Below are 12,964 nucleotides of genomic sequence, written 5' to 3' on the forward strand. Positions count from 1 at the left end.
CACCATGTCGTAGACGTGGCGTTCGTCACGTGGACAACCCGGGCATCGGGGTGCGAAAGTTCCTGTCGCTCTGCGCTTCTGCCGGTTCCCTGCGTCAGACGACGCCGTCGGGGCCGTTGTCGAGCAGTCGGCGGAACCCCGCCTCGTCGAGGATCGGCACCCCCAACGCCTCCGCCTTGGCGGCCTTCGATCCGGGCGCGTCCCCGATCACCACGAACGCCGTCTTCTTCGACACCGATCCGGCCGCCTTGCCGCCGCGGACCAGGATCTCCTCCTTCGCCTCGTCGCGGGAGAACCCGTCGAGCGAGCCGGTGACCACGATCGACAACCCCTCGAGGGTCCGCACGATCGACTCGTCCCGCTCGTCCGCCGTGCTCACGCCCGCGGCCCGCCACTTGCCGACGATGTCGCGGTGCCAGTCGACGGTGAACCAGTCGACGACCGCCGCCGCGATGGTGCCTCCGACCCCGTCGACGGCCGCCAATTCGTCGACACCGGCGGTCTCGATGCGTTCGAGGCTGCCGAACGCGCTCGCGAGGGCCCGCGCCGCCGTCGGCCCGACGTGCCGGATCGACAGTGCCACCAGCACCCGCCACAGCGGCTGCGCCTTGGCCGATCCCAGGTTGTCGAGGAGGCGTCGGCCGTTGGCGGACAGGTTCCCGGCCTTGGTGCGGAACAGCGGCGCCGCGAGCAGGTCGTCCTCGGTGAGCGAGAACAGGTCGCCCTCGTCGCCGATCGCCCCGGCCTGCAGCAGCGCGGTCGCCGCCTCGTAGCCGAGAACCTCGATGTCGAACGCGCCGCGGCCGGCGACGTGGAACACCCGCTCGCGCAGCTGCGCCGGACACGACCGCTGGTTGGGGCAGCGGATGTCGGCGTCGCCCTCCTTCGCCGGTGCGAGCGTCGTCCCGCACTCGGGACACTCGGTGGGCATCACGAACTCGCGTTCGGTGCCGTCCCGCACGTCGACGACCGGGCCGAGCACCTCCGGGATCACCTCGCCGGCCTTGCGGATCACGACGGTGTCGCCGATCAGCACACCCTTGCGCTTGACCTCCGACGCGTTGTGCAACGTCGCGAGCGCCACCGTCGAACCGGCCACCAGCACCGGCTCCATGTACGCGAACGGCGTCACCCGGCCGGTGCGGCCGACACTGACCCGGACGTCGAGGAGCCCGGTGGTGGCCTCCTCCGGCGGATACTTGTACGCCACCGCCCACCGCGGGGCCCGGGACGTGGCCCCGAGGCGGCGGTGCAGCGCCATCTCGTCGACCTTGACGACCAGACCGTCGATCTCGTGCTCGACGTCGTGCCGGTGCTCGCCCCAGTACCGCACCTTCTCGATCACCGCGTCGGCACCGACGACCCGCGCGGTGTGCGACGACACCGGCAGCCCCCACGCCGCGAGCGCGGTGTACGCGTCGTACTGCGAGACCGGGTCGAAACCGTCGGTGCGGCCGAGTCCGTGGCAGATCATGCCGAGCCGGCGGCGCGCGGTGACCGCCGGATTCTTCTGCCGCAGCGAACCGGCCGCCGAGTTACGGGGATTGGCGAACGGCGCCTTGCCGTCCGCGACGAGGGACGCGTTGAGCGCTGCGAAGTCCTCGAGCCGGAAGAACACCTCACCCCGCACCTCGAGCAGTGCCGGGATCGGGTATTCGTCGGTGCCCGTGAGGGTTTCGGGGATGTCGGCGATGGTGCGCGCGTTGAGGGTGACGTCCTCGCCGGTGCGTCCGTCACCGCGGGTGGCGGCGCGGACCAGTTTCCCGTTCTCGTACACCAGGTTCAGGGCGACACCGTCGATCTTGACCTCGCACAGGTAGTGCACGTCGCCGACCGGCAACTCGGCCTCGAGCCGGCCCACCCAGGTGCGCATCTCGTCCTCGTCGAAGACGTTGTCGAGACTGAGCATCCGCTCGAGGTGGTCGGCGGCCGCGAACTCGGTGGCGAACCCGCCACCGACGAGTTGCGTCGGTGAATCCGGCGTCCGCAGGTCCGGGTGCGCGTCCTCGAGCGCGTTCAGCTGACCGAACAGCCGATCGAACTCGCCGTCGGACACCACCGGCGCGTCGAGCACGTAGTACCGGAACTGATGGTTACGGACCACCTCGGCCAGTTCCTGCCAGCGCTCGCGGTCGTCGGCGCTCGCGGGGATCACCTCCGCGTCGGACAGGCTGGTCGTCGCGGTCACGGCATCGTTCTGGTCCACCCGGGAAGGCTATCGCAGACCGGTGACACTCCCCGGTTCGTTCAGCGCCGCTCGGACGGGTCCGCACCGTCGGCGAAGGCCCGGGTCAGCTCGGCCGCGGACCGCAGCGCCGCACGCGCCCGGTCGAGACTCGCCCCGGCCAGACCGCACGCCGGGGTGACGGTCACCCGCGACGCCAGCAGCGTCCGCGGGAAGCCGAGTCGGTCGAACAGTCGGGTGGCCGGTTCGGCGAGGTCCCGCCAGCCCGGCGCCGGTTCGGTCACGGCCGTCGGGACGAGGCCGAGCGCGAGGTCGACACCGGCGTCGAGGAGTTCACCGATTCCGTCGAGGTCCGCGGTGCGCAGCGTCGACACGTCGCAGCCGATCATCGTTGCGCCGCTGCGGCGCAACAGGTTCCACGGCAGCTCCGGGGCACAACAGTGGATCGCCGTCGGCGCGCCGACGGTCTCGACCGCCCGCTGCAGCAGATCGAGGGCCTCCGGTTCGGGCAGCGCCGGCGGCGGCTGCAGGATCGACACACCGGGCAGCGACCCGGCGAGGACCGCCGGCAGCGACGGCTCGTCGATCTGCACCACGACCGGGGAGCCGAGCCGGCGGGCGGCGTCGGCGGCATGGTTCGCGACCCCCTCGGCGAGCGACTCCGTCAGATCCCGCAGGGCGCCGCGGTCGGTGAGCACCCGATGCCCGCCGAACAGTTCGACGTGCGCGGCCAACGTCAGCGGCCCGACGGCCTGCACCTTCACCGGCCGGTCGCTGCCGCGCAGCCCGGCCGTCTCCCACGCCTCCTCGAACGCGTCGAGGTCACGGGCCAGGAAATCACGCGCCGCCCGCGTGGCCGCACCGGCCCGCTGCGCCAACCGGTAGCCGGTGGTGGACGTGTCCAACGGCATGTCGACGAGCAGCGCCGCGGCCCGCCCGATCAGATCGGCACCGACCCCGCGATCCGGCAACTCCACCAGATGCGGCAGGCCGGGCAGTTCCCCGACGACGATCTCCGCGGCCGACCGCGGATCGGTGCCCGGCCACGAGCCGACCCCCGTCGCGACCCCGACGGGAACCCTCGAGTCCGTCACGCCCGGTCCGACGAGGTGCCCGAGATGGTGCCGCTGCCGATCACGATGTCGCCCGCGCCGTCCGGCCGGTACAGGACGACGGCCTGCCCCTTCGCGACCCCGGTCAGCGGCTCGGACAACTGCACCACGATGCCGCCGTTCGTTTCCTCGACGACCGCGGGCGCGGTGCCGCCGTGCGCGCGCACCTGCACGACGCACTCGACCGGCCCCTCGGGTGCCTGACCGGACGTCCAGATCGGCCGGTCCGCGGTGATGGTCCACACGTTCAGCCGGTCCACCGAACCGACCTGCACGGTGCCGGTCTCGGGTTCGATCGCGGTGACGTAGCGGGGCTTGCCGTTCGCGGCCGGCCCCTCCACGCCGAGACCCTTGCGCTGGCCGATGGTGAAGCCGTGCACGCCCTCGTGCTGTGCGAGCACCTCACCGGTGTCGGCGTCGACGACCGCGCCGGGACGGATCCCGATCTTGGCGCCCAGGAACGCACGGGTGTCACCGGACGGGATGAAGCAGATGTCGTGGCTGTCGGGCTTGTTCGCGACGGCGAGTCCGCGGTCGGCGGCCTCGGCGCGGATCTGCTCCTTGGGGGTGTCCCCGACCGGGAACATCGCCCGCGACAACTGGTCGGCGGTGAGGACCGCGAGCACGTACGACTGGTCCTTGTCGGCGTCGACGGCGCGGCGCAGCACCCCGTCGTCGAGGCGGGCGTAGTGCCCGGTGGCGACGGCGTCGAAGCCCAGCGCGTACGCGCGTTCCGCGAGAGCCGAGAACTTGATCTTCTCGTTGCAGCGCAGGCACGGGTTCGGCGTCTCACCGGCGGCATACGACTCGACGAAGTCGTCGATCACGTCTTCCTTGAAGCGGTCCGCGAAATCCCAGACGTAGAACGGGATCCCGAGTACGTCGGCGGCCCGCTTGGCGTCGCCGGCGTCCTCCTTGGAGCAGCAGCCCCGCGACCCGGTCCGCAAGGTGCCCGGCGCCGTGGACAGCGCCAGGTGCACCCCGACGACGTCGTGACCGGCGGCCACCGCACGCGCCGCGGCCACCGCGGAGTCGACACCGCCGCTCATCGCTGCCAGAACTCGCATCTACCGATTCCCTCCGTGTCGTCCCGACGCACCCGCACCGGCCAGCCCGGCGGCCCGGGCCCGTTCGATCACCTGCGGCAGCGCCGCCAGCAGCGCCTCGACGTCCCGTTCGGTCGACGTGTGCCCCAACGAGAATCGCAGCGATCCGCGTGCCACCACGGGGTCGACGCCCATCGCGGTCAGCACGTGGCTCGCGCTCGCGACCCCGGCCGTGCAGGCCGACCCGGTCGAACATTCGACCCCGGCGACGTCGAGCAGCATGAGCAGCGAGTCCCCCTCACAGCCGGGGAACGTGAAGTGCGCGTTGCCGGGAAGCCGGCCGTCTCCCGTCGCACCGTTGAGGACCGCGTCGGGCACGATACGCCGTACACCGTCGATCAGGCTGTCCCGCAACATGATCAGTTCGTCGGCCCGCTCGGCCGTCGTGATCCGCAGCGCCGCCGCGAGACCGACGATCGACGCGGTGTCCTGGGTGCCGGAGCGGACGTCGCGTTCGTGTCCACCGCCGTGCAGCAGCGGCACGCACGGCACCTGCCGGCCCAGCAGCAGCACGCCGACGCCCTGCGGTCCGCCGAGCTTGTGCCCGGCGATGCTCAGTGCCGACAGCCCGCTCGCGGCGAAATCGATCGGCAGATGCGCGGCGGCTTGGACGGCGTCCGAGTGGATCGGGACACCGTAATCGGCGGCGATCGCGGCAATGTCGGCGATGGGGTTGATCGTGCCGATCTCGTTGTTGGCCCACATGACGGTCACGAGTGCGACCTCGTCGGCGCGTCGGTCCAGCTCGGCCCGCACCGTCTCCGGGTCGACGCCGCCGTGCTCGTCGACCGGCAGCCACGTCACCTCGGCACCCTCGTGCGCGACGAGCCATTCGACGGCGTCGAGCACCGCATGATGCTCGACGGCACTCGCGAGGATGCGGGTGCGTTTCGGGTCGGCGTCCCGCCGCGCCCAGTAGATGCCCTTGACGGCGAGGTTGTCGCTCTCGGTGCCGCCGGACGTGAAGATCACCTCGGACGGGCGGGCGCCGAGGCACGCCGCGATCGACTCACGGGACTCCTCGATCCGGCGGCGCGCCGATCTACCCGATCCGTGCAGCGACGACGCGTTGCCCACGGTGGCGAACACCTCGGTCATCGCCTCGATCGTGGCCGGATACAGGGGGGTGGTCGCGGCGTGGTCGAGGTAGACCGCGGAACTGGGGGCAGGCGAGATCATGGCCCGACCAGGATAGCCCGTCCCGCGTACCGGTCATGTCCACGGAGACGTCGGTCACCCGTCGCACGTGCCACTCGCACCGCTCGGCGAGTTCACGCCGGTCCGTCCCCGGCTGCTGTACCGGGCCGACCGTCACCGCCGCCCGCACACCCCGGCTGCGCAGGATCCGCAGCATCGACGCCCCGATGCCCTCGTCCCCGACGAAGCTCGGCCCCGTCGTCCGCACCCCGGACGCGTCGACGTAGTCGATCGACACCGGGACCACGGGCCGGCCGGAGTCGATCGCGGCCTGGAACAGTGCCGGGCGGAACCGTCCGTACGATCGTCCACACCACGTGGTGCCCTCCGGGAACGCGATCACCGTCTCCCCCGCCGCCAGCCGGTCCCGCACCACCGCGACCGTGTCCGGCAGCCGCCGCAGCCGGTCCCGTTCGATCGGGACGACACCGGCCCGCCGGGCCACCCCGCCGAGCAGCGGCCACGACACCAGATCGGCGCGGGCGACGAACCGTCCCGGCACGACCGCGGCGAGCACCAGCACGTCGAGCCACGAGACATGCCCGGCGACCACCAGCACTCCCCCGAAGTCCGCCGCGCCGCCGCGCACCCCGAGGCGAATCCCGATGCCCCGCAATGCCGTCCGCGCCAACACCCGATGGGCTGACGACCGCGGGCCGGCCGGCAGCAGCCGCAGCACCGGCAGCAGCACCGACGACGCCGCCACCGCGATCAACGCGAGCCACCGTCCCCAGACCGCCGCCGCCGGCACCCGGTCGGGCCGGCTCGGCAGGCACCCCGACCCGCACGGACTCACCGGCTGCCATGCATGGCCCGTGCCGTGGCTCACGCCGCAGCCTCGATCACCGCCGCCGCGCGCCGCAACCGCTCCAGATAGCGGGTGTCGGCGTCGTGCAGGCTCTGCAGCGCCACGAAGTCGGCGACCCCGAAGTCCGGGTCGTGGGCGGGCTGACCGTGGATCCGCGCCCCCAACCGCAGGTAGCCGCGCAGCAGCGGCGGCACCGCCGCACGCGGGGCCGGGGTGATGTCGTCGAGCACGCGGCCGTCGACCCGCACCGGCCGCAACGGCATCGCCCAGAGGGACGGATCGGCGGCGTGCCGGTCCAGCAGCAGGTCCCGCACCGCGCGGACGTTCGCACCGGCGACCGCACCGGGACGGTCCTGCATCGGCACCGACACACAACCCATGACGCTGTCGTGCCCGGTGAGCTGCAGGTAGTGCAGGATCCCCGCCCACATCAGGGCCAGCACCGACCCGTTGCGGTGATCGACGTCGACGCACGCCCGCCCCATCTCCACGACCCGCCGCCCGGCCGGGTCGAGGGCGGACAGGTCGAACTCGGTGGCGGTGTAGTAGCCGCCGGCCTGGGCCGCGGCGTCGGGCGGCAACATCCGGTAGCAGCCGACGAATGCGCCGGTGCCGTTGTCCCGGACGAGCAGATGGTCACAGAACTCGTCGAAGCGGTCGGCGTCGAGCAGGTCGTCGGTACGAGACAGGACGAAGCCGGGTTCGGTGGAGAACACCCGGTACCGCAACCGCTGCGCGGCCTCGCGGTGCTCGCGGTCGGAGGAGACGATCAGGGAATAGCGCGGGGTTGTTTGCGCGGAACAGACGGTTTCGACGAACGACGAAAGTGTCATGCCAGAGGTCTACCGAGCCGGTACGGCGACCAGGCGGCGACGATGTGTCGCGTCGATGCAACTTCGGTGAACGTGCTGCGCGCAAGTTGACGCCGTGCGCGCGCGATTGCGCGCGCAGCACGTCAAGTCGCGCGCGGGAGCCTGTGGACAGCGCCGATGTTATCCACAGATCCCGAAACGGGTCTCGCGCAGGCGCCTGCTGACCCTCCACCATGAATTCCATGACCGAGACCCCGCGACTGCTCCGCCGTAGCGACGCCCTGGCCCGCGGCTACACCGACGCCGAGATCCGGACCCTGTGCCGAACCGGAGGGCTGCGCAGACTGCGCCCCGGCGCCTACCTCGACCGCGACACCCACGCCGGACTCGAACCGTCGCAGCGGCACCTGGAACTCGTCCGGGCGACGCTGCCGAAGGTGAGCGGAGGCGCCGTCGTCAGCCACCAGTCGGCCGCTGCCCTGCACGGGTTGCCACTGTGGCGGATCCCACTCGACCGGGTGCACGTCACGCGGGCCCGGACGTCCGGCGGTCGTCGTACTCGGCTGCTGCACTCGCACTGTGCGCCGCTGACCGATCGGGACGTCGTGGAGGCGAACGGGATCCGGGTCACCTCACTCGCCCGCACCGTCGCCGATCTGTGCCGGACGGTTCCGTTCGAGTCCGCGATCGTCGTCGGCGATGCCGCGCTCCACACCGGATCGGTGCATCCCGGCGATCTGGCGGACGCCCTGGCCTACGCCGATCGACGTCCCGGCCATCCCGCGGCGCTGCGGGCGTTCGGTTTCCTCGACGGGCGCAGCGAGAGCGTCGGCGAGTCCCGCAGTCGCGTCGCGCTCGCCGGACTGGAGGTATCGGCTCCGGAGTTGCAGGCATCGCTCCTCGACCCGGACGGCCGGTTCCTCGGGCGGGTCGACTTCCTGTTCGACGATCTCGGCGTGGTCGGCGAGTTCGACGGAAAGGTGAAGTACGGCAAGTACCTTCGCGACGGCCAGGACCCGGGCGATGCGGTGTTCGCGGAGAAGCAGCGCGAGGACCGGATCCGCGACGCGGGGTGGGAGGTGGTGCGCTGGGTGTGGAAAGACCTCGCACGCCCGCCGGTGATCGAGGCCCGCATCCACCGGGCGATGCGCCGCGCGGCCGTCCGACCCCGCCCTCTCGGGGAGACGCTGCGCGCAAGTTGACGCCGTGCGCGCACGATTGCGCGCGCGGGACGTCAAGTCGCGCGCGGGAGCCTGTGGGCAGCACGACGCCCCGCCACCGAGAGCGGTGACGGGGCGACGGTTGCCGAGCGGGGGGGCGTCAGCCCTTGTGGGCCTTGACGGCCTCGGTCAGCTGCGGGGCGACGTTGAACAGGTCGCCGACGATACCGAAGTCCGCGATCTCGAAGATCGGGGCCTCTTCGTCCTTGTTGACCGCGACGATGGTCTTCGAGGTCTGCATGCCGGCACGGTGCTGGATGGCACCGGAGATGCCGAGCGCGATGTACAGCTGCGGGGAGACCGTCTTACCGGTCTGGCCGACCTGGAACTGGCCCGGGTAGTAGCCCGAGTCGACCGCGGCACGCGAGGCGCCGACAGCGGCACCGAGCGAGTCGGCGAGCTCCTCGACGACCGAGAACTTGTCGGCCGAACCGACACCGCGGCCACCGGAGACGACGACGGACGCCTCGGTGAGCTCGGGGCGGTCGCCACCGACGATCGGCTCACGCGAGACGACCTTGACGGCGCTCTCGTCCTGGGCCGGAACCTCGACGACGACCTGCTCGCCGGCCGCGGCCTGCGGGGCGGCCTCGACGGCACCCGGGCGGACCGAGATGACCGGAACCTCGCCGTTGGCCTTGGCCTCGACGGTGAACGCGCCACCGAAGATCGAGTGGACGACGCTGCCGTCGGCCTTGATGTCGACGACGTCGGACAGCAGGCCGGAGCCGATGCGGGCCGCCAGACGTCCGGCGACCTCCTTGCCCTCGGTGCCGGCGGCGACGACGACGGCGGCGGGGCCGGCGGTCTCGACGAGGTTCTCGAGGACGCCGACCTTGGGGGTCACGAGGTAGCCCTCGATGTCGTCGGACTCGGCGACGTAGATCTTCGCGGCACCGGCGGCGGCCAGTGCGTCGGCCAGCTTGGCGGCCGTGCCGGCCGGGCCGGTGACGACGGCGGACGGCTCACCGAGCGCGCGGGCTGCGGTGATGAGCTCGGTGCTGACCTTCTTGAGGGCACCCTCGGCGTGCTCGACGAGCACCAGTACTTCTGCCATTGCTTACTTCTCCCTGTCTTGTCTGCTGGTATCGAGGGGCTCGATCAGATGATCTTCTGGCCCACGAGGTACGCGGCGATCTTGGTGCCGCCGTCGCCCTCGTCGGCGATGCGCTCGCCAGCGGTACGGGGGGGCTTGGGGGTGGACGCGGTGACGGTGGTGCCGGCGTTGGCGACACCCACGGTCTCCGGGTCGACGCCCAGGTCAGCCAGGGTGAGGACCTGAACTTCCTTCTTCTTCGCAGCCATGATGCCCTTGAAGGACGGGAAGCGCGGCTCGTTGATCTTCTCGGTGACCGAGACGATGGCCGGCAGCGAGGCCTCGAGGCCGAAGACGCCCTCGTCGGTCTCACGCTCGCCGGTGACCGTGCCGTCGGCGACCGTCAGCTTGCGCAGCTGGGTGAGCTGCGGCAGGCCCAGGTATTCGGCGATGATGGCCGGGACGGCGCCGATACGGCCGTCGGTGGCCTCGTTGCCGGCGATGACCAGGTCGGCGGCCTCACCGTTCTCGAAGCTGATCTGGCCGAGTGCGGCCGCCAGCGTCCAGCCGGTCTGGACCGCGTCGGAGCCGTGCAGCGCCGGATCGTTGACGTGGACGGCCTTGTCGGCACCCATGGACAGCGCCTTGCGGATGGCGTCGGTGGCGCGGTCGGGACCGGCGCACAGCACGATCACCTCGCCGCCGTCCTTCTCCTTGATGAGGAGGGCTTCCTCGACGGCGCGCTCGTTGATCTCGTCGAGCACTGCGTCTGCGGCCTCACGGTCAAGCGTGAAGTCGCCGTCGGTGAGCTTGCGCTCGGACCACGTATCGGGGACCTGCTTGATCAAAACGACGATGTTCGTCATGGGTCTTCGTCGACCTCCTGTGTGTAGCCGGCTGATGTTCGCGAGACACTCCGCGACGTGTGCCGAGCTCTCGTAAGTAATTTTCGTCGCACGTTGGCTGTGCGACACGTTACCTCACACTAAGTTACTCACGAGTAACTTTTGTGAAATCCGGTCTCACCATAACCGTCGCCCCCCGCTTCGATCGCTGTGATGTGAACCACCTTCACAGGTGTCCGAGAGCGGCCACTAACCTCGCTGAGGTGAGCGAATCCACAGTCGGCGAGCCGACCATGTCTTCTGTCGGCGAGCCGACCGCCCCCACGCTGCCCCTGACCGGCGAGCGGACCGTGCCCGGAATTCCGGAGGAGAACTACTGGTTCCGCCGTCACGAGGTGGTCTACCGCGATCTGCTCCCCCGCTGCGCCGGGCGCGACGTCCTCGAGGCCGGATCGGGAGAGGGCTACGGCGCCAACATGATTGTCGATGTAGCCGCCGCGGTCACCGGTCTCGACTACGACATCTCCGCGGTCGAGCACGTCCGCGCGCGCTACCCGCGGGTGGAGATGGTGCACGGCAATCTCGCCGAGCTGCCGCTCACGGACGGTTCGGTCGACACGGTCGTCAACTTCCAGGTGATCGAGCATCTGTGGGATCAGGGCCAGTTCCTGCGCGAGTGCCACCGGGTGCTGCGCGACGGCGGCGAACTGCTGATCAGCACCCCCAACCGGATCACGTTCTCCCCCGGCCGGGACACGCCGCTCAATCCGTTCCACACGCGTGAGCTCAATGCCGCCGAGTTGACCGAACTGTTGGTCGACGCCGGTTTCCGGGTGGAGCTCATGACGGGCGTCCACCACGGGCCGCGGCTGCGCGAGCTCGACGCCAAGCACGGCGGGTCGTTCATCGACGCACAGATCGAACGCGCACTGGCCGGTGAGCCGTGGCCCGAGGACCTGTGCCGCGACGTCGAGGGCATCGGCGTCGACGACTTCGTGCTGCGCGAGGCCGACATCGACGCGAGCCTCGACCTCGTCGCGATCGCCGTCAAGGATCCCCGGAAGTGACTGCCGTGAACGGTGTTTCAGGGGGAACGCGGGAGCCCGGCATGTTCGCTCTGGTGCTGCACTCGCACCTGCCGTGGCTGGCGAACCACGGCAGGTGGCCGGTCGGCGAGGAATGGCTCTACCAGTCGTGGGCCGCAACGTATCTGCCGGTGACGTCGGTGCTGCGGCGCCTCGCCGACGAGGGCCGCAGCCGGCTGCTCACTCTCGGCATCACCCCGGTGCTGGCGGCGCAGCTCGACGACCCGCACTGCCTCGACGGCATGCACCACTGGCTCGGCAACTGGCAGCTGCGGGCCCACGAGGCGGCGGGGATGCCGTCGGCGTCGCTGCGCGAGCTCGGTGCGCACGAGCACCGGGCGTCCACGGTCGCGCTCGCGGACTTCGAAACCCGGTGGCGCCACGGTGGTTCCGCGGTTCTTCGGGAGCTGATCGACGCCGACGCGTTCGAACTGCTGGGCGGTCCGCTCGCGCACCCGTTCCAGCCGCTGCTCGATCCGCGGCTGCGGGCGTTCTCCCTGTCCGAGGGGCTCGCCGACGCCCACGCCCGCTGGGGACACACCCCGTCCGGGATCTGGGCGCCCGAATGCGGGTACACGCCCGGCATGGAGACCGGCTACGCCGCGGCGGGCGTCTCGCATTTCATGGTCGACGGCCCCGCCCTGCGCGGCGACACGTCCCTCGGCCGGCCGGTATGGAACTCGGATGTCGTGGCGTTCGGCCGCGACCTCGAGGTGTCGTACCGGGTGTGGTCGCCGAAGGACGGCTATCCGGGGCACGCCGCCTACCGCGACTTCCACACGTACGACCACGACACCGGTCTCAAACCGGCCCGCGTCACGTCGCGGACGACGCCGTCGGACAAGAAGGCACCCTACGATCCGGCGCTGGCCGCGGCGGCCGTCGACCGGCACGTCGACGATTTCGTCGAGACCGTCCGGCGTCGGCTGCGCAGCGAATCCGCCCGCATCGGCCGGGACGCCCTCGTGGTGGCGGCGTTCGACACCGAACTGTTCGGGCACTGGTGGTACGAGGGCCCGCAGTGGCTCGAGAAGGTGCTGCGGGCGCTGCCCGAGGCCGGTATCGAGATCGGCACCCTCGCCGACGCGCGCGCCCGCGGCTACGTCGGCGCACCCGTCGAACTGCAGGACTCGTCGTGGGGGTCGGGCAAGGACTGGCGGGTGTGGGCCGGCGATCAGGTGCAGGACCTCGTCCGGCTCAACGCCGAGGTCGTACAGACCGCACTGGATACGATCGACAAGGACCGCGACGCGCATCCGGGCACCCCGGAACTGCGCAATCGGGTCCACGACCAGATGTTGCGTGAGACGCTGATGGCAGTCTCGAGCGACTGGGCCTTCATGGTCAGCAAGGATTCGGCCGCGGGATACGCCCGCGACCGGGCCCACAAGCACGCACACGCATTGCGGGAGATCGCCGACGCCGTCGCATCCGGACGTGTCGACGCGGCCCACCGGCTCGCCGACGGCTGGAACGCCGCCGACGGACTGTTCGCCGCACTCGACGCGCGGCGACTGCCCGGCCGCGACACCGCGACCGTCTGATCCGCTGGGAGCAC

General features: G+C 71.1%; 11 protein-coding genes. 3 read left to right on the forward strand and 8 right to left on the reverse strand.

The genetic code is table 11. From position 1 onward, the window contains the following. Nucleotides 1-94 precede the first annotated feature (94 nt). From ligA to E0497_RS08315, 6 genes are all read right to left on the reverse strand, one after another. Nucleotides 95-2,170: an NAD-dependent DNA ligase LigA gene (gene ligA / locus E0497_RS08290; RefSeq protein ID WP_137724421.1), complete on the reverse strand. Its 2,076-nt coding sequence runs from the start codon at nucleotides 2,168-2,170 to the stop codon at nucleotides 95-97. Between the two features lie 77 nt (nucleotides 2,171-2,247). Continuing rightward, complete coding sequence (locus tag E0497_RS08295; protein WP_137724320.1) at nucleotides 2,248-3,279, reverse strand: methionine synthase; 1,032 nt, start codon at nucleotides 3,277-3,279, stop codon at nucleotides 2,248-2,250. Continuing rightward, nucleotides 3,276-4,364: a tRNA 2-thiouridine(34) synthase MnmA gene (gene mnmA / locus E0497_RS08300; RefSeq protein WP_137724321.1), complete on the reverse strand. Its 1,089-nt coding sequence runs from the start codon at nucleotides 4,362-4,364 to the stop codon at nucleotides 3,276-3,278. The genes E0497_RS08295 and mnmA overlap by 4 nt, the downstream gene beginning before the upstream one ends. Next, complete coding sequence (locus tag E0497_RS08305) at nucleotides 4,365-5,525, reverse strand: cysteine desulfurase family protein (protein WP_241665799.1); 1,161 nt, start codon at nucleotides 5,523-5,525, stop codon at nucleotides 4,365-4,367. Continuing rightward, the gene (locus E0497_RS08310) at nucleotides 5,446-6,429 is read right to left on the reverse strand and encodes a lysophospholipid acyltransferase family protein (RefSeq protein WP_241665790.1); all 984 of its coding nucleotides are present in this window, start codon (nucleotides 6,427-6,429) and stop codon (nucleotides 5,446-5,448) included. The genes E0497_RS08305 and E0497_RS08310 overlap by 80 nt, the downstream gene beginning before the upstream one ends. Beyond that, entirely contained in the window at nucleotides 6,426-7,241 is an 816-nt protein-coding gene (locus tag E0497_RS08315) for a GNAT family N-acetyltransferase (protein ID WP_137724323.1), read from the reverse strand. The genes E0497_RS08310 and E0497_RS08315 overlap by 4 nt, the downstream gene beginning before the upstream one ends. Before the next feature lie 221 nt (nucleotides 7,242-7,462). Between E0497_RS08315 and E0497_RS08320 the strand changes: the two genes are divergently transcribed. Next, nucleotides 7,463-8,422 carry a type IV toxin-antitoxin system AbiEi family antitoxin domain-containing protein gene (locus E0497_RS08320; RefSeq protein WP_137724324.1) on the forward strand — a complete coding sequence of 320 codons (960 nt, stop codon included), beginning with the start codon at nucleotides 7,463-7,465 and terminating at the stop codon, nucleotides 8,420-8,422. Between the two features lie 118 nt (nucleotides 8,423-8,540). Here E0497_RS08320 and E0497_RS08325 read toward each other — a convergent pair whose 3' ends face one another. Then, nucleotides 8,541-9,497: an electron transfer flavoprotein subunit alpha/FixB family protein gene (locus E0497_RS08325; RefSeq protein WP_137724325.1), complete on the reverse strand. Its 957-nt coding sequence runs from the start codon at nucleotides 9,495-9,497 to the stop codon at nucleotides 8,541-8,543. A 44-nt stretch (nucleotides 9,498-9,541) separates the two neighbouring features. Beyond that, nucleotides 9,542-10,342: an electron transfer flavoprotein subunit beta/FixA family protein gene (locus E0497_RS08330; RefSeq protein WP_137724326.1), complete on the reverse strand. Its 801-nt coding sequence runs from the start codon at nucleotides 10,340-10,342 to the stop codon at nucleotides 9,542-9,544. A 242-nt stretch (nucleotides 10,343-10,584) separates the two neighbouring features. On the opposite strand from E0497_RS08330, the gene E0497_RS08335 reads away from it, so the two are divergent. Both E0497_RS08335 and E0497_RS08340 read left to right on the forward strand, forming a co-directional pair. Continuing rightward, nucleotides 10,585-11,388, forward strand: coding sequence for a class I SAM-dependent methyltransferase (locus E0497_RS08335; RefSeq protein WP_421958321.1), 804 nt, complete (start codon nucleotides 10,585-10,587; stop codon nucleotides 11,386-11,388). 41 nt (nucleotides 11,389-11,429) lie between these two features. Continuing rightward, nucleotides 11,430-12,950 (forward strand): 1,4-alpha-glucan branching protein domain-containing protein, encoded by a 1,521-nt coding sequence (locus E0497_RS08340; protein WP_137724327.1) that lies wholly within the window; start codon nucleotides 11,430-11,432, stop codon nucleotides 12,948-12,950. Nucleotides 12,951-12,964: the final 14 nt, after the last annotated feature.

The sequence above is a fragment of the Prescottella subtropica genome, from assembly GCF_005434945.1.
GTDB lineage: Bacteria > Actinomycetota > Actinomycetes > Mycobacteriales > Mycobacteriaceae > Prescottella > Prescottella subtropica.